The sequence below is a fragment of the Sorangium sp. So ce385 genome (assembly GCF_051474135.1).
GTDB classification, from domain to species: Bacteria; Myxococcota_A; Polyangia; order Polyangiales; family Polyangiaceae; genus Sorangium; species Sorangium cellulosum_D.
In genome coordinates this window covers 12,246,436-12,271,050 of sequence record NZ_CP150337.1, presented here as the reverse complement: position 1 = coordinate 12,271,050, position 24,615 = coordinate 12,246,436, and the positions used below count along the sequence as shown (strand labels likewise).

Below are 24,615 nucleotides of genomic sequence, written 5' to 3'. Positions count from 1 at the left end.
TCCGCCGGCCGCTCAGCGGGCGTTGCAGGCGAAGATGTGCTCTATCGCGTCCACGCACATCTGTTCCGCCACCTCCTGGGTGATCCTGGACAGCACCCGAAACCGCGTGAGCTCGGTCAACGTCTGGTGCACGTTGACCTCGGCGATCACCTCTCCATCGCCCTCGGCCTCGGCGTTGTAGAAGAGGCGGATCAGGTTGTTGGCGTCCGCCGGCACGCCCCGGAGCAGCACGTGGAGCTCGATGCTCGGTGTCTGCTCGCCCACGTCATGCTCGATCCGGTAGGCGTGGCCCGACGCGGCGAGCTCATCGCCGATGGCCTTGAACGTGGGCGCGATGATGTCGGCCAGGATCCGCCGGAGATCGCCCTTGAAGCGCCCGCGCCGGTCGGCCACGTCAGCGCCGCTCTCGCCTCGGGTCAGGCGCTTGCCGAATTTTTGTTGGATGATCGCCAGGCGGATGCGGGCGTGCTCGTTGATGGCCATGCTTGTGTCCCTCACCGGGCAGAACTGCGCGGGGTTTGGGGTCGCTCTCGCGGACGACCGAGCGGGCGTCAGAGCAGCAGGACCTTCACCTGGCTCGGGGCGATGGTGGTCCCGTTCACGTTGATCTGGTTCTGAATGCCCGTGGCACCGAGCCGCACCGCCGGCTTGTTCTGCAAGAGCAGCTTGGGATAGGGGACGAGGCGCCGCGAGGGGCCCATGTTGCGACGGGAGATCACGCCGCCGAGGATCCCGGGGTTGTCGCCCATGGAGATGGGAATGACGGTCGCCAGCGTATGGGCGGGGCCGCGCCCCAGAATCACCTTGTACGCGACGGACGTCGCCATGGTTCGAGATGCCATGTTCGGGTACGGGATGGGGCCCGGCAAGCAGACGTCCGGGACGCCAAAGTCGAGTCCACCGCCCGAGGTGCTAGCAAAACACATCTCTGGTCACCCTACCTGGATCTGGTCGCCGTCGATCTTCACGAGGTGCGACGCCGTGATCTTGGCGTTCTCGCTGTGGATCGCGAGGTTGCCCTTGGCCGCGTAGTCGATGCGATCGGCGCGCACGTGGTCGGCCTCCTCCACGATGCGGTAGGAGCGCTTCACCCGCTGCATCAGCCGCTCGAGGTGCGCGTCGAGGCTCCGGCCGACCAGCTTGGCCCGGTCGACCTCGCCGCGGACCACCTTGCTGACGAACGAGAACAACCCCAGCGCGACGTGCCCCTCCTTCGCCTGGACACGGAACGTCGACGCGACCATCGAGAGGTCCTTGCCGGATTGCACGTGCACGCCGTCCGGCGCCGAGAGGCCCAGCGAGCCGCTCTGCAGGCGGATCTGGAGATCCCCCTCGGAGACGAGGCGCGAGGGCGCGCCCTCCTCTCGCTCGAGGACGGCGAGGATGTAATGCGTGCCGTTCACGACGGCCAGGAGCGCCAGGTCTCCGGTGGCGGGCTCCAGGAGACAGCTCGTCGCGCGCTTCGCGCGGACCTCGCCGTCGTCGGTCTCGACGATGTACGCGGAGCCGTCGAACCGGAGCACCGCGCCGTGTCCGCCGGTCGCTCCCCGCTCGACCTGTCTCATCCTTGCTACGCTCTGCATGGTTTCCTCATGAGTGAGGGGTGCGTTGACCGCCGGCAGGCCTCCCGAGAACGTTGGCCTGCCAGTCTTCTGCTTCTTTGAGCTCCTGGTCGTCGCCGTGCGCCATCGCCTTGCTCAGCGGCCAGACCGTGCCCTTGTCCGTCACGCGGTGCAGCCGCGCGCGCGACAGCGTCGCGTCGGAGAAATCGGCGAACGACACGTCGGCGTGGGAGAGGTCCGCGTGGCTCAGGTCTGCCCCGGAGAAGCGGGCGCCCGGGCAGCTCGCCCGGTGCCAGACGCTCATCTCGAGCCGCGCGCCCGAGAAGTTCGCGGCGTCCACGCGCGCATCGACGAAGAGCGTCTGGGTCAGGTCGGCCTTGGTGAGGCTCGCGTTCATCACGGCCGCCTCGACGAAGACGGCCGTAGGGGCGCTGGCGCCATCCAGGCGAGCCCCGGTCAGGTTGGCGCCCTTGAAGCTGCATTGCGTCAGGTTGGCCCCGGAGAGATCGCAGCCGTGCAGATCGGCGTTCGTGAGCTGCGCCCCGCTGAGGTCCATCCCCCGGAGGTCCTTGGGCCCGATCCGCACCTCGACCAGGATCGCTTCCACGAGGGTGACGCCCGTGAGGGTGGCCTGGGACAGGTCCTGGCGGAACAGGACCGCCTTGGTCAGGTTCGCCTGGGAGAAGTCCGCGCCGCCCGTCTCGGCCTGGAACAGGGCGGCGTCGGTCAGGTTGGCGCGGACGAGCCGGGCGCCCTTGAGGCTGGATCGCGCGATCTCGGTCAACGAGAGATCGGCTCCGGTCAGATCGGCCGACTCGAGGTTCGAGTCCGAGAAGCTCGCTCCGACCAGCGAGGCGTCCCCGAGCACAGCCCCCGCGAGCGTGCAGCTCACGGCGCTGCCGAGGTGAAAATCGAGCCCCTTCAGGTTGGCTCCCGAAAAGTCGCAGCGGTGAAAGATCGCCTCGCGCACCTTGGCGCCGGTGAGGTTGGCGCTCGCGAAGCGGACGTCTTCGAAGATCCCGCCCGAGAGGTCGATCCCCGAGAGATCGCGGCCCGACAGGTCCAGCTCCGAGACGACCTCGCCTTGCTCGATCAGCGCGCGCAGCGCTTCCCTATCCATGCTGCCTCTCGGCCGGTATCATCCGGAGTCGCTTGAGGTTGGCGCCGGCGAAGCGCGTGTCGTCGTCTCCGACCATCCGGTCGGCGCACACGCCGAACAGGTTCGCCTTCTCGAAGCTGGCCCCGCGGACGCACGCGGAGCTCAGGACGCTCTCCCTCAGGTCCGCGGCGTGGAGCGACGCCCTGGTGAGGTCGGCGCGCATCAACATGGCCTCCACGAGGTTCGCGCGATCCAGGTTCGCCTCGGTCAGGTCGGCCTCGTTGAGCAGCGCGCCGCGCAGGTCGGCGTCGGCGAAGTTGCTGCCGTGGAGGCGCGTCCCCATGAGGTTCGCGCCGGCGAGCGTCGCTCCGCCGAAGTCCGCGCCCGCGAAGGACGAGCCCTTCACGATCGCGAGGTCCTTCGCCATGGCGCTCCGGAAGACCGCGCCGTCGCCCTCGGCGGCGATGAAGGTGGCAGAGCTCAGGTCGACGCCGGTGAAATCGACCTCGGTGACGTTCACCTCGTTGAACGTGCTCCCCGAGAGCCGCGCGCCCGCGAGGCGCGCCTCCGTGAGGTCCACGTTCTGGAACGTCGCCTTCTCCGCGACGATCTTCTCCAGGTTCGCGTCGCAGAGGTTCGCCTCGGAGAGGTCGGCGCCCGAGAGATTGGCGCCGGACAGGTCCGCTCCCCAGAGGTCTGCCTTGACGAGCACGGACCCGCGGAGATCGACGCCTCCGCCGGCCTTCACGTCCCGCAGGCACGCCGAACCGAGGTTGGCCCCGTCGAGCTTGGCCCCCGAGAGATCCGCGCCCACCAGGTTCGCGTGCGCAAGGACGGCTCCCGTGAGGTTCGCCCTTCGCAGGACGCTCCCGGTGAGGAAGGCCGACTCGAGGACGGCGCCCGAGAGGTCGATCCCCTCGAGGTCGAGGTGGGAGAGGTCGGCGCCCGTGAGGTCGCACCCCGCGAAGCTCCGCCCCTCCTTGTGCCCGGCCTCCACGTCGCGGCGAAGTCGCAGAGATTCCGCGCTGTCGAGCGCCGCGGAGGCCGGCAGGAGGTGCGCGAGCCGCGCCCCGTCTTCGCCCCACCCGGCGAAAGCGGGCGCCTTCTCGTCCAGCCCCTCGGCAAACGCGACGTCCTCGTCGTCCGCAGCCTCACCGCCCCAGCCATCGTCCTCCGGCAGGGGGGCCTCGGCGGGCTCCTCGGCCACGGCGCGGGCGTCGTCGGGGAGGTCGTCGTCGCCGTCGAGATCGGCGTCATCGTCGGCCCGGGTCCCTTCCTCGAGCGCTCGCCAATCCAGCCCCGACAGCAGCTCCTCGGTCTTCTCTGGCGCGACGCCCTCGCTCTCCAGCGTCTGCCGCGCGCGCTCGCGGACCTGAGACACCGTGACCTCGCTCGGACGCTCGGAGGCTTGCTGACGCGCTTTCGCGAGCATCGCGCCCACGTCGACCCCGTGCATGTGCACGGCAGCGCGGGCCTTGCCTTCGACCAGGCTGACCAGGGCCTCTTCGGACTCATCGAGGGGCTCGGGGTCATCGGCGGGGCCTTGCTGGGAGAAATCTGCCTCTGATTCCAGGCCATGGTCCCGCAGCCGCTTCTTGGCCCACGCCGCGAGCGCCTCCTCCTGGCGAAGCGCTTCGGCGTCCTCGGCATCGTCATCCGGGTCGGTGGTCGCAGTCGCGGCCGCAGGCTCGATCGACGCCGGGTCCGCCTCGTGGTCCACCCCCGTGCCTGCTTCGGACTCCGACCACGCGAGGCGCTCCTCTTCGTCCTCGCCCTCGGCGAAGTCCCAAACCGGCTCCGCCGCGTCCTCGTCGGCCGCGGCATCGAGCTGCTCGGGGTCGATCCCCATCGCTCGGAGGTCGGCCTCCATCTCTTCGATGTCGGGGTCGCTCTCTGCTCCGGCTTCGCGGGCACCGGCGGCGACGACGCCGGCCCCGGCCGCGGCAGCGGCCGCGCGCCTGACGGCTCGATCCGGCGTACCTCCCAGGAACCCCTGCCGCCGGAGCCTCGACGCGAACCCGGAGAGCCTGTCATCGGGCAGCGGCGGCGCGTCCGGATCCTCGGGCTCGGGCATGAGCACGTCATCCTCGTCGTCCGGGAGATCGGGGTTCCGGGGGCCGAGCCGGGGCGTCAGGTACTCATGGTAATACGCCGCGGGCCTCGGAGCGCCCATGGCCTCGCAGGCGACCAGCAGGGCCACCACGTCCTTCGCGTCGTCCTCGGCGATCTCGAGGCCGCCGCGGAAGAGGACGACGCCCCGCTCGCGGTGCGGGAACAGACGCACCGTGTCGAGCTTCATGGCGGGCTCGCGGACCTCCACCCCGTCGCGCGTCTTGAGGCAGACGAAGCATCGGGTCGCGACCCCGGGGAGCGCGTCTTCGATCCGGGGCTTGTCGGGGTGCATGTTCTCGACCACGAAGGTCTCGTCGCCCCGGAAGAACCCGTCGATCTGCTGGTCGTCCGGGGCCATGTTGAACATCGTCGGGTCCAGATCCCGCGCGAAGCCCGGGAAGCACTCGTTGCGCCACGCCGCGTCGTGGGTGCCGATCTTGGAGAACCTCTGGGGCCAGGTCACGTCGTACCCGTCGAGGCCGGCGGGCGCCGGGCGGTCGCCGCGCGCGTGGATCAGGTGCTTGGGCGACTCGATGTTGGGGAGCGCCGCGCTCCTGTCGCCATGCCCCTTGCCCAGCGGGTTCTTGGCGAAGCCGTTTCCGCCGAACGCGTTCCGCCAGGTGACGGGCATCTCGGTGAACGGCGCCGGGTCCGACATGCCGAGCATCCCCCACGTCCGGTCGCCGACGACGTAGAGGCTCTTGTCGATGGGTCCGAGCTGGACGCGGACCGAGCTCGCGGGGCGAGCGACGCGCCCCGGCGGATAGCAGCGTCCGGTGACCAGGAGCTCGCCCCGCGTCTTCGGATTGAGCTCGTCGAGGAGGCCATCCTTGCCGAGCTCCTCCGTGGCCATCGTCCAGACCGTCGGCTCGTAGAGCAGCCGGGCCGGCCTTTCGTAGGAGAAGCCGACGAAGGCGGTGATCAGGAGGTGCGGGGTGCGCTGGTTCATGAAGACCCTCGGCACCACCCCGAGGCGCATGGGTTTGACGATCTTCATCCGACGGACTCCAGGGTAGCGGGCTCGATGGGTCGCGCGGCTCAGCGATGCGCGCCAGCCGGTTCGGTGCGTGGCGAGCGGATCACTTCAGAATGTGCAAATCCGCGTTCGAGAGGCCGAGGTGGGTCTTGATCATCATGATCTCGTATGTGGCGTTGTAGCCCTTCGCCCTGATCTTCGATATGCTCAGCTCCTTGATCTCGTTAGGGGCCTTCTTGAATGCCAGCCCCTTGATGTTCTCGTATTTCGTTCCGTTGATGACCTCGACGCGCGACCCGATTTTGGTCTTGTAGAGACCGGTCACGGTGCCTTCGGCGATGCCGTTGATGGTGCTCTCGCTCTTCCCGGTGACCGTGGTCTTTCTGGGGCCGAAGATCTCGGTGGTGCTACTACCCCTGATCGTCGTCTCGTTTGCCCCGAGGACGGTGGTCTTTCGCCCTCCGCGGAAGTCGCTGGTGGCGCGGCCGACGATCTCGGTGTCCCGCGTCCCCGTGACGCGGGTCTCGCTCTTGCCGTTGATCGTCGTTTTGTTCTTGACGAAGACCGTCGTCTCTCGGCCGTTGTCGAAGACGCCCTTGTCGCGGCCTCGGATATGAGTGTCGCGCTTCCCGAAGATGGTCAAGTCGCTGTTGCCCCTGACGGTGAGCTCGCGGTTGGACATGAGCAGGGTCGTGTTGTCGCCGCCGATGGTCGTCTTCCGGGTCCCCTTGATGCGGGTCTTTCGATTGCCGTAGACGTTCGTGGACTCGTTGCCGAGGATGCGCGTGTCGCGGTAGCCCAGGATCACGTTCTGCGAGTATCCGGCGACGAAGCTCCCGGAGTACCCCCCGACCATGCTCAGGGCGAAGCCCCCCACGATGCTCTCGGAGATCCCCACGGTGATCGCCGTCCGGTTGCCGCCCACGATGTTCTCGGAGGAGCCGCCGATCCACGTGAAGGCGTGGCCGTTCGTCTTGACCTCATAGGTCGAGCCGGCGTTGGGCGCCCCCATCCGGATGTAGGTGTTCGCGTGGGGCGTCGACAGGGTGATCCGCTCTTGCCCGGCCTGGTCCTCGATCTCGAGCCGGTTCCGCCCGCCCGTCTGGATCACGTTCCGCGTGTTGTTCCCCGAGGTGACCGGGCTCGGCGTCAGCGCGTTGGGCGCGACCCCGACGATGGCCGGCCGGTCCGGGTCGCCCCCCTCGAAGGCGCACATGACCTCGGTGCCGGCGCGCAGCGGGAAGTGGAAGCCCTCGATGCCGCCGCCGTGGGGCTGGAGCATCCGGACCCAGGTCGACGCCTTGCCCCCGGTCAGGTCGCTCTCGTCGAAGTGGAACTTGATCCGGTAGCGGCCATGGGTGTCGATCTGCGCGTACTCGCTGACCGCCGCGCCGTCCACGACCGCGGGCTCGGTGCCGTAGATGCGCGGCCACGCGGTGACCTGCGCCGCGCGGAACTGCACCGTCGCGGCGATGGCCTTGCCCTCGATGCGGTAGTTCTCGCGCCACGACACGAGCTCGCTGAGCTCGGGCATGTCCCGGTTCTGGATGCACCAGTGCTCGGCCTCGATGGCCAGATACCTCGTGTTGAATGCGGCCCGCGGATGCTCGTCGAGCTCGAAGGTGAACCCAGGGAGCAGCGTCGCCGCGTTGCCAATCGCCTGGTAGACGACGCTGGTCGCGGCGAGGCTCTCGGCCTTGACCCGCGCCAGCCGCTCCCCGTCGCCCGCCGAGAAGAAGCGCGCGCCGAACAGGCTGACCTCGCCGAAGCCGCTGGGAGAGACCAGCGCCTGCCCGGTGACCGGCACGGCCGGGTTGGCGTAGTTGTGGTCCTTGAGGCGGACCGCGCCGGGCACGGCTTCATGCCGGCAGGTGAAGGCGTAGAAGGAGTCCTTCGCGGTGTTGGCGCCGCCGGGCTGCGGGTAGTAACGAACGGGCTTGCCGCCATACGGCTGATGGGCCGACCGATCGTCCGCCAGCACCAGCGTCTCGCCGCCCTCGCTGTGCTCGAAGTAATAGTAGATGCCCTCGCGCTCCATCCACCGGGTGATGAAGGCGTAGTCGCTCTCGCGGTACTGGCAGACATGCTCTTCGGCGACATAGGCGCCCTGGAGCTGGAGGGTGCAGTCCGTGACGCCGCCCTTTTGAAGGACGCTCTGGATGATCTCCGGGATGGCCTTCTCGGTGAAGATGCGGCTGTGAAACGCCATGGCCAGCAAGGCGAGGCGCGGGACCAGGGTGGCCCGGAAGACGCACCGACCGGCGGTGTCGTTCAAGAGCTCGATGCTGCCCAGGACGCCGCTTCGAACGAAGGTCGAGTCGCCGCTGTTCTCGCTCTCGCTCCGCTGCAGAGAGAGGGTCAGCGGCTGGCCCACGGCCGCGGCCATATCGAAGCTATGGCCGACGTCATTGGTCATCACCAGGTAGAGCTCGAAGCGATAGAGCTTCGAGATACCCTCGGTGCCATGGAAAGCTACGAGCCTGGTGGACGAGGGCAGGGCGCTCGATTGAACGACGAAGATGTCGGGCATGGGGAGCCTTGGAGGGTGAGGAGCGGCGGCAAGGACAAGAACGCGCCGTGGAGCGTAGAGGGGCTCTGTGGCGATCGTGTGTCGGAATGCCTCCTAGTTGCTGTCGTCCAGGACGGCGCTGGTCACTGTAACGGCGATGTTTCGCCGGGATCCGCTCGTGCGGCGGAATTCCACGTGTTCGCCGGCGCGCTCGATGGCCGCGCCGCGTGGCCGCGTCGCGAGGGCGCCGGCGCGCCGGGCGCCTCAGCGGCCCTGGTCGGCCGCGTGGGCGCCGCCGACCAGATCGTCGATGTCGCCGGGCGCGAACCCGACCAGATCGGGCTCCGGCGTGAGCGCCACGCCGAACCGATCGAGCACCCCGCGCCGCACGCGCCGCGCGAGCTCGAGGAGCTCCGCCGCGGTGGCGCCGCCGCGGTTCACCAGCGCGAGCGTGTGGCGCGTCGAGATGCCCGCGGCGCCGTGGCGCGTCCCCTTCGCGAACCCGGCGCGCTCGATGAGCCACGCGGCCGACAGCTTCACCCGACCCTCGCCCGCCGGATACCGCGGGATCGCCTCGCCGGGCGCGAGCACGCCCGCGGCCTCGATGCGCGCGAGGACGCCCGCCGCCGCGCCGGCCTCGAGCGTCGGGTTCATGAAGAACGACCCCGCGCTCCGGCCGTTCTCGTCCGCCGGATCGAGCACCATCGACTTGCCGCGGCGGAGCGCGATCACGACGCGGCGCACCTCGGCGAGCGGCGGCGGCGCCCCCCCGGGAGGCACGGCGAGCGCCCGCTGGAGCTCGGGGTAGCGGACCGTGGCGGCGCCGCCGGGGCGCAGCGCGAACGTGACCGCCGTGATGACGTACCGCCCGCGCCACGCGCGCTTGAACCGGCTGTCGCGGTACCCGAAGCCGCAATCCTCCCCGGCGATGGCGACGGCCGCCCCGGTCGCGCGGTCGATCGCCCGGACCTCGGCGATCGTCTCCGCGACCTCCTGGCCGTACGCGCCCACGTTCTGGATCGGCGTCGCGCCGACGTCGCCCGGGATGCCCGACAGGCACTCGACCCCGGCCCAGCCCTCGGCGACCGCCCGCGCCACGAGGTCGTCCCAGCCCTCGCCCGCGCCCGCGCGCACGAGGACGCGCGGGCCCCGCCCATCGTCGCCGGCGGCGTCCTCCCCGCCCGCGAGCTCGACGCCGCGGACGCGGACGCGCAAGACCAGCGCGTCGACCCCGCGGTCGGCGACGAGCAGGTTCGAGCCGCCGCCCAGCACGAACAGCGGCACCCCGCGGGCCTCGGCGAAGCGGAACGCCTCGACCACCGCGGCCTCGTCGGCCGCCTCGGCGAAGAAGCGCGCCGGGCCGCCCACGCCGAGCGTCGTGAGCGGGGCCAGCGGGACCGACTCGCGGACGTCGAGGCTCAGGGCTTCTTCTCCGCGCCCTGCGGCCGCTTCTCCGCGCCCTGCGGCTGCGCCGGGCCCCGCCCCGCCGCCTTCGGCGCGCCGCTGCCGGCCGGCGCCGGCCGCGCCACCCGGATGCCCGCCATGAAGCCGCTGTCGACCGCCTGCACCCGCGCGACGAACGCCTTGTACTCGTCGGCCGACACCGTGCCCGTCGGCAGGCTCAGCGCGAAGTCCTCCTCGATCGCCGGCCCGTAGCTGCCCTTGCGCGACGCCTCGAGCCCCGCGTGCTCGACCCGCACGCCCTCGGGCGCGCGCTGGACCGCGTACCCCTCCGGCAGCTCGATCCGGCGGCGCACGTGGTACTGGAGCGCGGTCTCGATCGAGAGCGCGCTCTTGCGCGCCCCGCGCGAGGCGTACGTGGCGCCGAGCGTGCCCGCGAACGCGCGCGGGAACACGAGGTGCACCGGCTCCAGCCCCGGCAGCGTCCACGCCGCGGCGTCCTTGCCCTCCGGCCGCGCGAAGCCGTGGATCGTCACGGCCGCGCGGAGCGCGACCTCCCACGAGCCCTCCGTCGACGAGACCACGACGTCCTCGACGTCGGCCCACGGCAGCCAGCCGAGCACGACGCCGCGGAGCATCTCGCGCCGCGCCGTGCCGACCACCGTCTCGAACGCCTCCGAGAGCGCCTGCGCCGACCGGCCGTGCAGCAAGATCGTGAACGATCCCGAGGCGTTGCCCTGCGCGTCGACCGCGAGCCGGAGGTCGACCTCGTCGCCGGTCTCGCCGCTCGTGCCGGCCACCGTGACGAGCTCGCCGCCCGGCAGCATGGCGGCGCGGCCGCGCAGCTCGGGGCTGATGCGCCCGGGCGGGAGCGGCGGCCCCTCGACGTCGGCGTCGATCCACACGTCGCCGCCCGGCAGGCGCGCGATGACGAGCGGGTGGCGGAAGCGCCCCGCGTGCGGCGGGAAGTCGGCCGACGCGCTGAACGGCTCGGTCTCGGCGATCGCGAGGTCGGCGCGCACGCCGAGCTCGCGCAGCGCGCGGTAGACGACCCACGACCGGCTGCCCTGGCCGAGCTCGATCATCGCGCGCGCCGTCGTGCGCTGCGGGCCGCCGGCCATGAGCGCCGCGAAATCCGAGAGCTCGGCGCCGCCGGCGACCTTCAGCGCCTTGCCCGCGGCCGCGACGACGCGCTCGAGCAGCGCGGGCGACGGCGCCCGCTCCGGGCCCGCCGCCTCCCGCGCCCAGCGGGTCATGTACGGGTCGCGGTCCGAGAGCGCGCGGAGGTTCTCGTCGATCGCCGCGGCCACGTGGCTCCAGGTCTGCGTCCCCAGGCTGACCCCCACGCCCGTCTCCATGCGCGGCACGCCGTCCTCCATGCGCCGCGGCGGCTGGTCCTCGATGCGCCAGACGCTGACCGTGGAGGCGCCCTCGGCGCGCTCCTCCGCGGCGCCGAGCAGCGGGTGCGACCAGACCGCGAGCGGGAGCGACGACGGGCGGCGGACCTCGATCGTCGCCTCGCGGACGCTCGTCCGCTCGGGGAGCAGGTCCCAGGTGTCGATGACGAGCTGGCCGCTGTCGCCCGGCAGGGCGTAGCCCTCGGTGACCTGCTCGACGTAGTCGCCCTGCTCGAGCTGCGAGAGGTCGCTGTGCTCCTGCGCGGCGTTCGACGCGGCGTCGGGCGCGAGGATGCGGCCGTCGCGCTTGTGGATGCGGCGGCGCAAGAGGCGCGGCATGCCGCGGCCCTCGATGAGCGGGCCGTAGGCGACCGCGCCCTGGGCGACGTCGGTGGTGCCGGAGACGCGGCGGAGGTCGTAGGTCACGTAGTGGACGAGCCCGTCGGGCGCGATCGTGAACCGCTCGACGTGGCGGAGCACCGCGGTCGCGGCGCCGGGCAGGAACGCCTTGGCCTGGTCCTCGAGCACGAGCTTGCGCCCCTCGGCCTCGAGCGGCGGCGCCGGGTCCGGCGTGAGGCCGAGCGCGCGGGAGATGGGGCCGAGCGCGGCGGGGGCGTCGCGCGCGGCCGCGCGGTCGCGCGCGAGGCGGCCCCGCGCCGCGCGGACGTCGCCGCGGCCGGCGGCGAGGCCGAGCGCCTCCAGCATCACGCGCTCGCCCGGCGGCATGGCGTCGTACACGGCGAGCGCGCCGCGCAGGTCGCCGCGGGCGACCCGCTCGCGGAGCTCGACGTCGCGCAGGGCGTCCGGCGCGCGGCGGAGCCGGCGCAGCCGCTGGATCTCGGCGAGGACCGCGGCGCGGTCGCCGCTCGCGCCGAGGAGCGCGGCGAGGCACGCGTTGCCCGAGCGATCGAGCCCGCCGCCGCAGGCGGCCTTCACCGCGTCGACCCCGGCGCGGCCGTGGACGCGGTCGTCGACCGCGGCGAGCAGCGCCGAGCCCGGCGCGGCCACGGCGAGCCTCGCGTACGCGGCCTCGGCGACGTCGGTGACGCCGGCGCGGCGGGCGACCATCGCGAGCTCGGCGAGGACCATCCGGTCGGCGTCGGGGACCGCGGGCGCGCTCGGTCCGGCCGGCCCTGGCGGCGCGACCCTGACCCCGAGCTCGCGGAGCGCGTCCATCGTGCCCTCGCCCTGGCCGCCGCGGCGCTCGGCGAGCTCCGCGCGGTAGAGGCGCGCCTCCCACGACGCGGGCCAGGCGGCGAGCGCGCGATCGACGGCGGCGCGGGTGCGCTCGACGACCTTGGTCTCGGGCAGATCGCCCACGCGGCGGACGGCCCGCGCGTAGAGCAGGTCGAGGCGCGGCGAGCGCGGGGCGGCCGGCGCGGCGCCGGGCGACGACCGCGGCGCGGGCGCGGCGCCCTGGCCGAGGCGGCCGTCGCCCTCCGGGTCGAGGAGGCGCTCGGCCGCGCGCGCGTCGCCGAGCGCGAGCAGCGCGGCGGCCGCGACCTCGACGGCGGCGGGGCCGAGCCGCTTGCCCGGGGCGGCCGGCGCCGGGACCACGCTGACCGCGGCGGGCCGCGCCGCGGTCGCGGACGCGGCGGCGCCGGGGCGCGGCGCGCGGGCGCGGAGCGGGAGGCCGTTCTCGCCGAAGGCGCTGAGCTCGATGGCGCCGCCGTCGCCCTTCTGCGCCACGCGCACGACGACGCGCAGCGTGCCCGGCTGGGCCTCCACGGTCGCGAAGCGCGTGACCAGCGCGCCGCCGGCCGCGTAGTCGCGCTCGAGGGCGGGCACGCCGCCCACCTCGAGCGCGGCGGCGGACGAGGAGGCGAGCGCGAGGCTCACCCGCTGGGCGACCGGGTTGTGGAGGTCGACGACCACGGCGCGCGTGCCCTGGAGGGCGCTCACCGCGTCGACGTCGATGACGCAGGCGTCGGCGCGGACCACGATGGGCGAGACGGCGGTCGCGAACGGCGCGATCCCGGGGTACGAGCGCGCGAGCGGCGCGCCCTTCGCGGAGCTCACCGGCGAGGGGCGGGTGAGGCTCTGGAGCGGGGCCGCGTCGAGGGGGCCGACGAGGGCGGCCTCGTTCGCGCAGCCGCGGCGCGCGCTCCACGTCGCGGCCGCGGCCTCGTCGCCGACGTGGAGGGCGATGCGGTGGAGGGCGCTCGCGAGCGCGCCGCGCAAGAAAGGCATCTCCGGCGCGCCGCGGCCGGAGACGTCCGCGAACGCCCAGGCGCGCTGGAGGCGGCGGGCGACCTCGGGGAGCGCCTCGCGCGAGCGGAAGGCGATCGCCGAGGCGTCGGGGGCGGAGCCGCCCGCGGTGCCGGCGCCGAAGACGAGCGCGTCGAGCGACGCGATCGCGGTGGCGAGCGCGCCCTCGTCGCCCGGCGCGTCGACGGCGGCCTCGATGGCGGCGAGGTACGGCGCCGCCGCGGCGGAGCTCGCGATCTCGGCCTCCAGCGCGGCGCCGAACGCGGCGGGCAGGGGCGCCTCGGCGGCCGACGGCGCCGCGGCCCCTCGCGGCGCGCACGCGGCGGGCGCGGCGCCGGCGAGCGCGAGGGCGAGCCCGAGGGCGGCGCGGCGCGCGGGGGAGGCGCGCCCTGCGCGGCGCGGGCTCCCGGGGCGCTGGCCGACGTTCCTGGGGCTCTCGGGCGGGGTGGTCACGGTCGGCGTCTCCCGGCGCCGCGCGGGGCGCCTGTCCGCCGTTCCTTACGGGGCTGGGATTGCCGAAGCAAACGCGAACTTCGGGCGGCGCGGCGATCCGGCCGACCCGCGGCGCGCGCTCGGCGTCGCCGCCCCGCCGCGGGCCGGGCGGCGCCCGGGGCGCACCGCGCTCGTTCGAGCTGGTGCTCGATGAGCCTGCCGGACCTCACGGGCCTCGGCTCCGGCCGATGGCATGTCGCCAGCCTGAGCTGGCGCGGTGGACCGAGGTTTGACACGCCGAGCGCCCGCCCATATATTACAAAAATTGTAACATACAAAAATTAAATTATATGCGCGGTAGCTCGGGGAAAGGATGGGAAGAACGATGATTCTGGTGACAGGAGCAACTGGCAGCGTCGGACGGCACGTCGTGGACGGGCTCCTTGCCGAAGGTCACACGATCCGTGCGCTGACCCGGAACCCCGGCTCGGCCTGCATCCCGGAGGCGGCGGACGTCGTGCAAGGCGATCTGGCAGAGCCAAAGAAACTGGCTTCCGCCCTCGACGGGGTCGAGGCCGCGTACCTCGTCGCGATGGGCGGCGCTCCAGCCGATTTCGTGGACACGGCCAGGCGCGCCGGCGTTCGGCGGATCGTCCTTTTGTCGACGGGCGACGTGCTCGACGACGTCGAGCGGCAGCCGGACGCGGTCGCCGAGCTCCACGGGGCCTTCGAACGAGCGATCAGGCTGTCGGGGTTACAGTGGACATTTCTGCGCCCGAACGAGTTTGCCGGCAACAGCCTGCACTGGGCGGCGCAGATCAAGGCCGGCGACGTGGTCCGCGCGCCGTACGGCGGCGCGTGCACGGCGCCGATCCACGAGCGGGACATCGCCGCCGTCGCCGTGAGGGCGCTCGTCGACGCGGGTCACGACGGCGCGAAGTACCGGCTGACCGGCCCTCAGGCGATCACCCATGCCGAGCAGGTCAGCCTCATCGGGCAGGCCATCGGACGGACGCTGCGGTTCGAGGAGATCCCGCCCGGGGAGGCGCGACAGGCGATGATGAGGTACGCGCCGGCGGCGATCGTCGATGCCGTCCTCGGTCAGCTCGCGGCGGCGGTGGCGCACCCGGCCGAGGTGACGCGCGTCGTGGAGGACGTGACAGGCCGGCCCGCGCGTACGTTCCTCGAATGGGCGATCGATCACGCCGCCGATTTTCGCTAGCACACGGCTGCGACACGCCGGCGCACGATCGGCTCGTCAGCGGCGTTGACCCCTCTTCCTGCCGATGACCGCGGCTGGATCACCGGACGCGTCACGAAGGCGAGCCGCTTGACGCCGCTGCAGATCGACCTGGCCCCGAACGAAATCGATGAGCACCTGGAGCTGCTCGAGCGTGTAGCCCGAGAGTGTGGCCTCTGCTTCCCTGCTGATCTCGCCCCAGAACTCCTCGGCCACTTGGCGGGCCTGGTCGGTGGGTTCGACCTTCACGCGCCGGCGGTCGTCGGGATCGCGCGCTCGTTGGACGTACCCGGCCTGCTCGAGCCGATCGACGACGAACGTGAGCGCTCCCGGGGTCAGCCCGGAAGCGTCGCCGAGCTCACCGATGGTCATGGGGCCGCGTGTCATCAGGTACGCCACGCAGCGGGCGTCGGTGCGGTTGAGGCCGAACCTATCGGCCGCCGCAGCGCCGACCATCTCGGAGGCGTTCTGCAAATCGGTCACCGCCACGAGCAGCTCTTCGACCAGCCGCCGCTTAGCTCCTCTGCCAACGGAAGGTGCCAATGTCGGCCCTGTCTAGCACTCAACGTAGCGGTCGGAAACACGCGGGCGGCGCGGGCGGCGCGGCGCGCAGGGGCGGCGAGGCGGTCCGCCCGACCCGCGAGGCCGGATCCACCCCCTCCGCCTCAGCGCGAGCCGCCTCCCGGGAGCCTCGGCGGGGCGCTTCTTTCGGGCGCGCCGCTCGCCGCCGCGCGCTGCATGCACAGCTTCAGGCCCGCGCGGAGGTTTCCCACGGTCGCGATGCCCGACAGGTCGAGCCCGAGGGAGACCATGGTCTGCGCCACGTTGGCTCGGATGCCCGTGATGACCCCCTCGGCGCCGAGGAGCCGGATGGCGCGGACGAGCTCGATGAGGTAGCTCGCCGTCTTCGTGTCGACGACCTCGACGCCGGTGAGGTCGAGGATCGCGAAGCGGGCCTGCTTGTCCACGATGGCGGCCAGGAGGTCGTCCATCACGTCGGCGGCCCTCGTGCTGTCGACGACGCCGACCATGGGGAGGGTCAGCACGCTGTCCCAGACCTCGATGATGGGCGTCGACAGGTCGCGGATCACCTGCTGCTGGCGCTCGATCAGCTCGAGCCGTGATTTCAGCTCGTCTTCCCTGAGCTTCGCCTCCGTGGCGTCGACCGTGAAGCTGACGGCGCCGTCGGGCTCCCCGCGGGCGTCGCGGAGCGGGACGACGCACGTCTCCCAGGCCATCCCGAACGCCTCGACGCGGGTGCGGACGAGCTCGCCCCGGACCGCCTTTCGCATCGGCTCCATGTCCATCGGCGCGGGAGGGTCGTCGAACACGTTCATCCCGACGAACTGGCCCGGCGTCAGGCCGAGGGCCTTCAGGTTCCTGCCATCGTGGAAGGTGCAGAATCCGTCCCGATCCATCCGGGTCACGGCCGTGTCCACGTTGTCGAGGATGGCCCGGAGGATGACGTCGCTCTCCCTCAGCCGCTCGAGGGCCTTCTCTTGCTCCGTGACATCCAGCCCGAAGCAGAGCAGCCGAATCGGCGCGCCGCCGTCGTCGAGCACGGGCGCGAGTCGCCACTCGCACACGACGGCGCGCCCGTCCTTGCGGGTGTGGGCGCAGCGGAACGGTGCGCCCGCCTGCGCGAGCGAGCGCCGAAAGGCCTCGGCGTCCGGTCCGGTCACGATCGTGTCCGTGAGGCGGCGGCCCACGGCTTCGTCCGCGGTAATTCCAAAGATGCGTTCCGCCTCACCGTTCCACGCGGCGATCTCGAGATCGCCGAGGTCCCCCGCGCACTCGATCACCGCGAAAGGCGTGCTGCGGACTGCCCTCATGGTGCTCTCGGGGAGCCCTGGGGATCGGGGAGCGATCGGTGTGCTCGTCATCGTTCGTCCTCAAGCTAACGTGCGCCGGCGGCCGGTGTCGAGGGCGACCGAGCGGCCAGCGAAGGAAGAGAGGGCTGAGCCGAGCGTGTGAGGTGGGGTTCGATCGCGCCGCCGGGCCGCTGGGATCCGGCGTGCTGTTCATCGTCGTGCAGAGAGCTCCCTTACGTTCGTCGAGGCGCTGGGCGAGCCCGGCTTGGCGAGAGGACCTCCGACGCGGTGGGGGTGCCTCGCGCGGCGGGGGCGAGGGCGGGGAAGGCGCCGCAACCCGCGGGACGCGCCGCAACCTGGGTCGGTTCGCTGCGCCGCAGCGGTCCCCTGGGGTCGTCTGCGGAGAGCGGTTCCCCCTGTGATAGCCTGCCGACAGTTCCGCCCTGCGATGCAGGCGCTCCCGGCGATGGTCCGGGCTGCTCATGGCGACAGGGATCATGACGGCGCGCATCCGACTCTACGATGCAGGACTGGGGGTCATCATCCAGCACCCGACCGGAGTGCTGTATACGAACCAGACCTGTGGTCACTGCTGCGCGCAGCCGGTGATGGAGGGGGTCTTCGTCCCGTTCGGCGCCGAGGAGAGCTGGCTGCGGCTCAACGCCTACTTCGTGGGGCCCAAATACAGAGGAACTGGCGCCATGCAGGGCCTCGACGACGAGGACGCGACGTTCATCGAGTCGGTCGTGCGTGACGGACGCACCGGCGTTCCGCTCCACGTGGACCGATCTCGCCTGAAAGAGTCGCATGAGGCCTGGGTGCACGTGCTCATCGTGGGCGAGGCCGAGCAGTTTGGTGTCGTCTCAGGATTCGGCCCGTACCCCCGGCGAGGAGTGCTGACGTGGCCGAACTCGGACTAGCAACGGTGGGCGCACCGCCAGCACGAGCGGCTGCCTGCGGGTCGCAGCGGCCCGGGTCCGTCATGATCTCCTCCGAGCCTTCATGGCCGGCGCGGCGCACGACACCGACGGCCACAGGAGGCGCCAAGATCTTGTTCTCTTCTCGGAGTCCTTGGCCCCTAGGCGGCTCATTTCTCGCTCGATCGACGCGATCGGTATTCTGGACGCTCAAAGACCACCTCGCCCGGCCCGGAGCGACACGAGGCGGTTGTTGCGGAACTCGAGCAGGCGCGGAAACGTGCCGGGGCCGAGCAGATACGTCCACTCGTCGACGGTGACGAGCTCGCGACGGCCGTCCACGGCGCGCTCTTCGTAGCGCATGGTCTGGTGCGAGGGCGCCCCGCATCGCGCCGCCACCTCGGATTTCGTCATGCCGAGCTCGACCAGACGGCCGCCGCAGCGCATGCCGTCGTGAGCCTGAGCTACCTCGTGGACCCGACCCGGCGCACGCCCGAGCGCGCACGTCGCTGCTGCAGCGACGTGCGGCGCGGCGAAGGCCGCGACCGCGAGGAGACCTACGAGCGGGGCACGACGACGCGGGGCTTCCATCGATGCGGTGTGTACGGCGCGAGGTCCCCGATCGCAATCCCGCTCGGGTGCGGGACGAGCTGAGCCAGGGCCGCCGGAGCGCGAACGCGAGAATCGAGGACGACCTTGAGCGCGCGGGGGCCGCCGTCGCCCACGCGAGCCCGCGGACGCGGCCGCCCGCGCCGCAGTCGCACTAGGACAGCGAACCGAAGAACTCCCGCAGATCGACGGCCAGCGCCGTGGGCGTCTCCGTCGCCAGGAAATGCCCGCCGCGCGCCAGCTCGGTCCAGCGCACGATGTTGTGGTCGCGTTCGGCCAGCCGGCGCACCGCCACGTCCTGCGTCAGCGATACGGCCACGGCCATGGGCACGGTGCCGCGCGGCTTGGGCGCCCAGGCGGACGGGTCGTTGAAGGCTTCATAGTACAGGTTGGCCGAGGGGCCGCTGGTGCCGGTGAACCAAGTACAGGCTCACGTTGTCCAGCAGCGCGTCCAGGCCCACCGCATCCTCCGGCAGCGCGGCCGCAGGATCGGTCCATTCCTTGAACTTCTCGACGATCCAGGCCAGCTGGCCCACCGGCGAATCGTGAAGCCCGTAGCTGAGCGTCTGCGGCCGCGTGCCCTGGATGTGCGCGAAGCCCATCATCCGGTCGCGGAAGTTCTGCAGCCGCTCCAGGCGCTGCTGCTCCGAGGCCGTCAGGCCTTCCAGCTCGGCGGGGTCGCCGGATGGAAACGTCACCAGCGCATTGCAGTGCACGCCTCTGACATGCTCGCTGTCGACGCGGCCCAGCTCCACCGCGATGAACGCGCCCACGTCGCCGCCTTGCACGCCGTAGCGCGTGTAGCCCAGGCGCTGCATCAGCGCCGCCAGCGCGCGGGCGCAGCGGCCGTGGTTCCAGCCGGCGTCGGCCAGCGGCATCGAGAACCCGTGACCCGGGATCGACGGGATCACCAGGTGGAAAGCCTGCGAGGGGTCGCCGCCGTGGCGGCGCGGGTCGGACAGCGCGTCCACCACGCGGTCGAACTCGGCGAAGCTGCCGGGCCAGCCGTGCAGCAACAACAGGGGCTGCGCGTCCGGCTCGGGCGAGCGCAGGTGCACGAAGTGGATCGTCTGGCCATCGATCCGGGTGGTGAACTGCGGGCGGCTGTTCAGGTGGGCCTCGCAGCGTCGCCAGTCGTACTGGTGCTGCCAGTGCGCGGCCAGCCGCCGGAGGTAGGCCACAGGCACGCCCCTCACCCAGTCGCCGCCCGGCAGCTGCGCCGGCCAGCGCGTGCGCGCCAGGCGTTCGCGCAGGTCGTCGATGTCGGCTTGCGGAATGTCGATGCGGAAGGGGTGGATCTCGGAGTCGCGGTGCATGGGGCTCCTCGGGTTGGTCGAACTCGCCGGTGCGAGTCGGCGGCGCCACCGTATCCACGGGGGATGGGCCCGGTCTTGGAAGAAAACGACAGGCTCAGGCCTCGACGGACCGTCTGGGCCCTCAGCGTCTCCCTCAGCGTCTAGGCCCGGGCCGGGCCGCAGCCCGCGCCACTTCGCCGGGCGTCCTGCCCATGATCCGCTTCAGCGAATTGCCCAGGTGCGCCTGGTCGGCGTAGCCGCAGGCGGCAGCCACGTCGGCCGGCGCATCGCCGTGCATCAGCTGCTGCAGCGCCGCCTGCGCACGGTGGATCTGTGACAGCTGCTTCGCCGTGAGGCCGGTGGCGCTCAGGAACCGGCGCTGCACCGAGCGCAGGCTGGTGCCGGCGGGCTCGCCTTGCAGCACGCGGAACACCACCGGGTCCGCCGCCAGCAGGCCGGCCCCGATGAGGCGTGCCACGAGATCGTCGGCGTTCTCGAAGTCGGGCACCTCGAAGGCTCGCGGCCCCAGCAGGAACGAGCGCGTGTTCGCCAGCGGGCGCAGCACGCCCTGGTCCAGCATGCCAGTCGCCGGCACCCCCGGCATGAACACGCCTGGCCGGAAGGCGATGCTCAGGTACTCGTCGCCGGTCTCGTAGCCCAGCGCCACCGGGTGCGTGATCAGACCGGTATGCAGCACCTGCAGCCGGCCGCGGCGCTTCATGAACACCAGGTCCCAGCAGCCGTCGGGCAGGGACTGGTCCTGCGCGTCGTCGCCATAGGCGACGTGCGTGATCCGCTGCACCAGCGCATGGTCGCTGCCGCGGATGGCGCGCGTGGTCCTCATGGGCAGCTTCCCTTCGTCATGCTGCGCAGTATGACCGACCCGCGCCGCAAGGGGAATTCCCACGCCGGGCGCGGATGGCTCGGTCCGACCCCGGCTGTAACTCCACCTAACGGGCGTCGCTCCGCGATGAGGAGGCCTGTCGTCGCCGGAGGGCGAACGCGGCGAGGAGCGCCGTCAGGAGGCCAAGGGCGTCATTCCCGCCGACGCCCGCGACGCGGCAGCCGCAGCCCTCGCCGTCGCTGGAGGCGTCGCTGCCCCCGCCGGCCGCGCCGGCGCCGCTGCTTGCGCCGCCTGTGCCGCCCGCCTCACCCCCGCCCGCGGATCCGGTGCCGCTGCCCGTCCCACCCGCAGATCCGGTGCCGCTGCCCATCCCGCCCGAGCCGGTGGTGCCGCCGCCCGCGCCGCCTTCGCCGGAGGGCCCCGGCGGTGGCACCGTCGCGCAGTCGCCGAGCGAATGTTCGAGCGCGCCGAGCGTGAAGCTCCCGCTGTCCGGCCGCCCACGGGCGCAGTAGTCGTCGGTCACCGCGGCCTCGGCGGGCGCTTTGCCGACGAGCGGCGCCACATCCCCTTTGAGGTGCAGGTCGCCGAGGCCCGGATCTTCGTACCACGTTTGGAACGTCGCGAGCCCTACCTCGGCCAGGTTGTCGCTCTCCTCATGCGTGCCCCCGTCGCGGTCGCGGATCTTGCCCGTGAGCACGTTGCCGCGCGCGACGCCGCTGGTCGTCGCGAAGCGGAAGTCGATCCCGCTCGTCGCGATCAGCGTATTGAAATGAAGCCGCGTGTCCGTCGCGCGGTTCAAATAGATCCCGACGTCCGAGCAGCTCGCGATGATGTTGTTCCGCATCGTTCCGCCGGTGTGCTCGACCTCGCAGGGCACGTCGGGGTCGTAGGCCGGGGCGCAGTACTGCGCCCCCGTGCCGCCGCCGCCGAACGACAGCCCGATGCGCACACCGTCCGGCGAGCCGGCGGTGGTGCAGACGACGAGGTTGCGCTCGAAGAGCCCGTCCGAGCCGCCGCTCTTCATGAACGCGGCGTAGCTGATGCCGTCGCCGCCGTCCTTCTGGAAGTCGTGCAGGTAGCTGTCGCGCACGGTCCAGCGCTTGCCGCCGTCGATGTTGATCTTGGTGACGGGATTGCTGGTCCTGCGCGGGTGGGTGTCGAACAGCTCCGACCGCTCGATCAGCCCGTCGTCGGGGGCCGTCCAGACGCCGTCCACCTGCGCGGCGTTGATCTTGAGCTGGGCGTTGAAGTCCCGCACCTTCGAGCGGCGGAGGGTGAAGCGGCTCGCAGCGCCGAACACGTGGAAGGCATGCTCGCAGTCCGAGTCGTCGGCGCAGACGCCGCGGATGTCGAGGTCTTCGAAGTGCCAGTTCGGGCCGCTGACCTTGAAGCCTTCGACGCCCGACAGCTCGACGATCGCGCCGAGCGGCTCGGCGGCGCGCACGACGATCGGCGCGGCCTCGGTGCCTGCGGCCGCGCAGGAGACGCCGTCGAAGGCGTAGGTGCCCGAGGCGAGGACGATCTCATCGCCGGCCTTGGCCGCGCCGATCGCGGCGACGAGCTCGTCGGTGGTGCCGACCGGCACGACGGCCGCGGCGGCGGGGGCGGCGAGGAGGAGGGAGGTGAGCAGGGCGAGCGGAGCGATGGGCGCGCGGCGTAGCGACATGGCCGCCAGCATGCGCCGGTGCGCTCGTCCGTCAAGACGGCGCGTGCGACGTGTGACGTCCGCGCGCGACCTTCTCCCCAGACGGGCTGGGCTCATCGAGCTCCGCGGCGGCCCGTGCTGGCGCGGCCTGACACGGCGCCTGCTCCTCGGCGGCGCGGCGCGGATCCGCGAGTGCTACATTGGCGGCGGCGGTAGGCCCCTGGGTCGGTTCATTGACAGCGACGCCAGGGGATCACCCCATCGATATAGTTGAACTTGACGGATGCCCTTCCCGTGCCACCGATCGTGGCGCGGAGTTGCACGTTGACCGTAGCCGAGGTGGCGCCGCACGGGGCGCTGCCCGCTTGTCCCCCGGCAGGGATAGACAGCAGCTCGAACACCCCTTCGGCGTCCGTGTCGATGTTCTCGAACGTCTTGGAGACGCTGGCCGTGCCGGCCAGTGACCGGCTTGCTTGAACCGTGACGACGGCTGCGTCTTCGGTATACACGTCGCCAAACACGTCCAAGGACGGCGCGTCGAACGTGTAGCCCGCTGGAAACGTGTAGGTGACCTCGACGTCACAAGCGACGTCGTACGTGCCAAAGTCGTCGCGGCCCCCGCGAGCGTCATCGAACGTGAGCGCGTATTCCGTGTTGAGAGCCCCAATCTGCGTATTCATGGTTCCGCAGCCGGAGGCGGTCGCCTTGATCGAGACCTGGCTCGGATCAGGCACGTCGCCGTCGCCGAGGGCGGCCGGCTGGCCTTCCACCGTCTCGCCGTCGCCGGAGGGGTCGGCGCACGCGGCGCACAGGGAGGAACAAAGCAGCATCGCAAGACACGACCGAAGATGACGGTTCAAAATCTCGTTGGCAAGTTGGAATCGTTTCATGACGTCCTCTCATGGTGACCGGACGAGCCGGTGCGGTATGCAGCTCTGATCTCTCGATTCGTGCGACGCACGCCGCCCGCGGACCGTAGGAGCTTGTCACGCACGAAGCAGCGAGTGAAGCACGCTCAGCGCAAATAACTGTTCATGACGAACCGACGCAGAGCCGCGTGCCATCTGGGACGCGGCGGCGGCGACGGTGCGTTACCCCCCGGGGGCCGCGCGGCGTCGCTTCAGTCCGTGACCAGAGGCCCGATGCGGTCGGCGAACGGCCACCCCTGGCTCTCGTCGATGTGGATCTGCCAGTCGAACGCGCCGCGGAGCGTCGGGTGGTTGCCCTCGACCTCGTTCCACGTGGGGATCGCCTCGTCGATCGACATGTAGTGCTGCGCGTCCCAGATCCCGAAGCCCACGACGACGTGCGTGGGACCGAGCAGCTCGACCCACTGGTCCACGTTGTTCACGATGTAGGACTGCTGGTCGAGGTCGGGGCCGTCGTAGTACTGCGGGGCGGCGTAGTCCATGGCGCCGGCGTCCACCATCGCCTTGCAGAAATCCTTGTCGCGCTGGTTCCAGGGCGCCGGAGGCGCGGTGATGATGAAGCCGGGGAAGCGCCGCTTCAGCTCCAGGCTGATCCAGATCATCTCCTCGGTGTCGGGGTTCTGGTTGGCCTCGAAGGTGTTCCAGTCGATCCCGTCGAACCCACCCAGGTCGTTGTAGATGCCGACCACGCTGTCGACGAACGTCTGCGACTTCCCGCGGTCGGGGAAGCTCATGCCCTGGCCGGCGCCGCCGATGGAGAGGATGATCCTGCGATCCTGGGTCGTCCGGGCGTACTGGATGTCCTCCTTGAGGTGCGTCGCCGCTCCCTTGCCGTCGCCCGGCGGCGTCCAGGTGACTGCGCCGGTGGTGCCGGGCGGCCCTCCCACGGGATGCGCGGCGAAGAGGTAGATGAGGTTGTAATTGCTGTTGACGTCGCGGATGCGGACGGGCGACGGCGTCCAGTTGGGGTAGTAGCCGGCGACGACCTTCGCGGGGAGCGGGCCGACCGCGCCGGGCTCGGGGGTGTCGGCGCAGGCGGAGTAAGGCTCCCAGAAGTACGTGCTGACCGTCGGGATATAGCCGGGATTTTCGTGCTCGGCGATGTAGGCCGCTCCCTGGTAATTCACGATGGCGCCCTCCTCGTACCATTGACCTTCTTGCCATTCCGGAACGTCAGCGCACGCGGCAGATTCGTTGTGCCCGATATCGGCCTCGCCCTGCGACGACCCGGAATCGAGGCATCCGATTCCGCCTGCCGCGATGGCGGCAAGGAGAAAAGACATCCTGGCAGCAGTGAAGGTAGAATTGTGCGGCATGGTAGAACCCTTTCGCGCATCGGCCCAGAGCACACAGGACAGCTCGCCTCCCGGATCCGGGCAGCTCGTGGACTTGATGGCGCGACGGAGGCCAGCCCTTCAGATTATTTGATCAGGGCGTGTTCAGCCCGTTCGCTTGTCCGCCGCGTGATGATGGGGTTACGAACGGGTTGACCATGTACCGAGGCGTGGTATTTCCTGCCGCGACGAAATCATCCGTGGTCGCGGGACCACGGATCCACCTGGGCGACGCGGTGTCGACGCTGGAGGTGCGAAGCGCGGCGGGCGCCGGGGTGGCGCGCCGATGAGCGGC

The 24,615-nt window shown here is 71.4% G+C and carries 18 protein-coding genes and 1 pseudogene; 3 read left to right on the top strand and 16 right to left on the bottom strand.

Annotation, left to right across the window (positions count from 1 at the left end):
- Nucleotides 1-12: 12 nt before the first annotated feature.
- From WME83_RS44915 to WME83_RS44880, 8 genes are all read right to left on the bottom strand, one after another.
- Nucleotides 13-483 carry a hypothetical protein gene (locus WME83_RS44915; protein ID WP_437315860.1) on the bottom strand — a complete coding sequence of 157 codons (471 nt, stop codon included), beginning with the start codon at nucleotides 481-483 and terminating at the stop codon, nucleotides 13-15.
- A 68-nt stretch (nucleotides 484-551) separates the two neighbouring features.
- Nucleotides 552-926: a DUF4150 domain-containing protein gene (locus WME83_RS44910; RefSeq protein ID WP_063823701.1), complete on the bottom strand. Its 375-nt coding sequence runs from the start codon at nucleotides 924-926 to the stop codon at nucleotides 552-554.
- A 6-nt stretch (nucleotides 927-932) separates the two neighbouring features.
- Nucleotides 933-1,583 (bottom strand): DUF3540 domain-containing protein, encoded by a 651-nt coding sequence (locus WME83_RS44905; RefSeq protein WP_437315859.1) that lies wholly within the window; start codon nucleotides 1,581-1,583, stop codon nucleotides 933-935.
- Nucleotides 1,584-1,590: 7 nt separating this feature from the next.
- On the bottom strand, nucleotides 1,591-2,682 hold the full coding sequence (locus WME83_RS44900; RefSeq protein WP_437315858.1) for a pentapeptide repeat-containing protein: 1,092 nt from the start codon (nucleotides 2,680-2,682) through the stop codon (nucleotides 1,591-1,593).
- On the bottom strand, nucleotides 2,675-5,770 hold the full coding sequence (locus WME83_RS44895; RefSeq protein WP_437315857.1) for a DUF2169 domain-containing protein: 3,096 nt from the start codon (nucleotides 5,768-5,770) through the stop codon (nucleotides 2,675-2,677). Before WME83_RS44895 ends, WME83_RS44900 begins: the two co-directional genes overlap by 8 nt.
- An 82-nt stretch (nucleotides 5,771-5,852) precedes the next feature.
- Nucleotides 5,853-8,279, bottom strand: coding sequence for a type VI secretion system Vgr family protein (locus WME83_RS44890; protein ID WP_437315856.1), 2,427 nt, complete (start codon nucleotides 8,277-8,279; stop codon nucleotides 5,853-5,855).
- A 243-nt stretch (nucleotides 8,280-8,522) separates the two neighbouring features.
- Nucleotides 8,523-9,626 (bottom strand): UDP-N-acetylmuramate dehydrogenase, encoded by a 1,104-nt coding sequence (locus tag WME83_RS44885; RefSeq protein ID WP_437315855.1) that lies wholly within the window; start codon nucleotides 9,624-9,626, stop codon nucleotides 8,523-8,525.
- A gap of 50 nt (nucleotides 9,627-9,676) precedes the next feature.
- The gene (locus tag WME83_RS44880; RefSeq protein WP_437315854.1) at nucleotides 9,677-13,717 is read right to left on the bottom strand and encodes a hypothetical protein; all 4,041 of its coding nucleotides are present in this window, start codon (nucleotides 13,715-13,717) and stop codon (nucleotides 9,677-9,679) included.
- Nucleotides 13,718-14,081: 364 nt separating this feature from the next.
- Here WME83_RS44880 and WME83_RS44875 point away from each other — a divergent pair, with 364 nt between their 5' ends.
- The gene (locus WME83_RS44875) at nucleotides 14,082-14,918 is read left to right on the top strand and encodes an NAD(P)H-binding protein (protein WP_437315853.1); all 837 of its coding nucleotides are present in this window, start codon (nucleotides 14,082-14,084) and stop codon (nucleotides 14,916-14,918) included.
- A 36-nt stretch (nucleotides 14,919-14,954) separates the two neighbouring features.
- Here WME83_RS44875 and WME83_RS44870 read toward each other — a convergent pair whose 3' ends face one another.
- Both WME83_RS44870 and WME83_RS44865 read right to left on the bottom strand, forming a co-directional pair.
- Nucleotides 14,955-15,425, bottom strand: coding sequence for a MarR family winged helix-turn-helix transcriptional regulator (locus WME83_RS44870; protein WP_437315852.1), 471 nt, complete (start codon nucleotides 15,423-15,425; stop codon nucleotides 14,955-14,957).
- A gap of 176 nt (nucleotides 15,426-15,601) precedes the next feature.
- On the bottom strand, nucleotides 15,602-16,768 hold the full coding sequence (locus tag WME83_RS44865) for a PAS domain-containing protein (RefSeq protein WP_437315851.1): 1,167 nt from the start codon (nucleotides 16,766-16,768) through the stop codon (nucleotides 15,602-15,604).
- 476 nt (nucleotides 16,769-17,244) lie between these two features.
- Here WME83_RS44865 and WME83_RS44860 point away from each other — a divergent pair, with 476 nt between their 5' ends.
- Nucleotides 17,245-17,667 (top strand): DUF6210 family protein, encoded by a 423-nt coding sequence (locus tag WME83_RS44860; protein WP_437315850.1) that lies wholly within the window; start codon nucleotides 17,245-17,247, stop codon nucleotides 17,665-17,667.
- 207 nt (nucleotides 17,668-17,874) lie between these two features.
- On the opposite strand, the gene WME83_RS44855 is transcribed toward WME83_RS44860, so the two are convergent.
- The gene (locus WME83_RS44855; protein ID WP_437315849.1) at nucleotides 17,875-18,111 is read right to left on the bottom strand and encodes a DUF2845 domain-containing protein; all 237 of its coding nucleotides are present in this window, start codon (nucleotides 18,109-18,111) and stop codon (nucleotides 17,875-17,877) included.
- Between the two features lie 6 nt (nucleotides 18,112-18,117).
- On the opposite strand from WME83_RS44855, the gene WME83_RS44850 reads away from it, so the two are divergent.
- Nucleotides 18,118-18,318 carry a hypothetical protein gene (locus WME83_RS44850; RefSeq protein WP_437315848.1) on the top strand — a complete coding sequence of 67 codons (201 nt, stop codon included), beginning with the start codon at nucleotides 18,118-18,120 and terminating at the stop codon, nucleotides 18,316-18,318.
- Between the two features lie 109 nt (nucleotides 18,319-18,427).
- On the opposite strand, the pseudogene WME83_RS44845 reads toward WME83_RS44850, so the two are convergent.
- From WME83_RS44845 to WME83_RS44825, 5 genes and pseudogenes are all read right to left on the bottom strand, one after another.
- Nucleotides 18,428-19,589, bottom strand: a pseudogene (locus tag WME83_RS44845) (epoxide hydrolase family protein).
- 133 nt (nucleotides 19,590-19,722) lie between these two features.
- Nucleotides 19,723-20,412 (bottom strand): helix-turn-helix domain-containing protein, encoded by a 690-nt coding sequence (locus tag WME83_RS44840; protein WP_437315847.1) that lies wholly within the window; start codon nucleotides 20,410-20,412, stop codon nucleotides 19,723-19,725.
- Between the two features lie 106 nt (nucleotides 20,413-20,518).
- Nucleotides 20,519-22,078, bottom strand: coding sequence for an MYXO-CTERM sorting domain-containing protein (locus tag WME83_RS44835; protein WP_437315846.1), 1,560 nt, complete (start codon nucleotides 22,076-22,078; stop codon nucleotides 20,519-20,521).
- Between the two features lie 209 nt (nucleotides 22,079-22,287).
- Nucleotides 22,288-22,947 carry a DUF4360 domain-containing protein gene (locus WME83_RS44830; RefSeq protein ID WP_437315845.1) on the bottom strand — a complete coding sequence of 220 codons (660 nt, stop codon included), beginning with the start codon at nucleotides 22,945-22,947 and terminating at the stop codon, nucleotides 22,288-22,290.
- A gap of 230 nt (nucleotides 22,948-23,177) precedes the next feature.
- Nucleotides 23,178-24,113, bottom strand: coding sequence for a glycosyl hydrolase family 18 protein (locus WME83_RS44825; RefSeq protein ID WP_437315844.1), 936 nt, complete (start codon nucleotides 24,111-24,113; stop codon nucleotides 23,178-23,180).
- Between the last annotated feature and the right edge of the window lie 502 nt (nucleotides 24,114-24,615).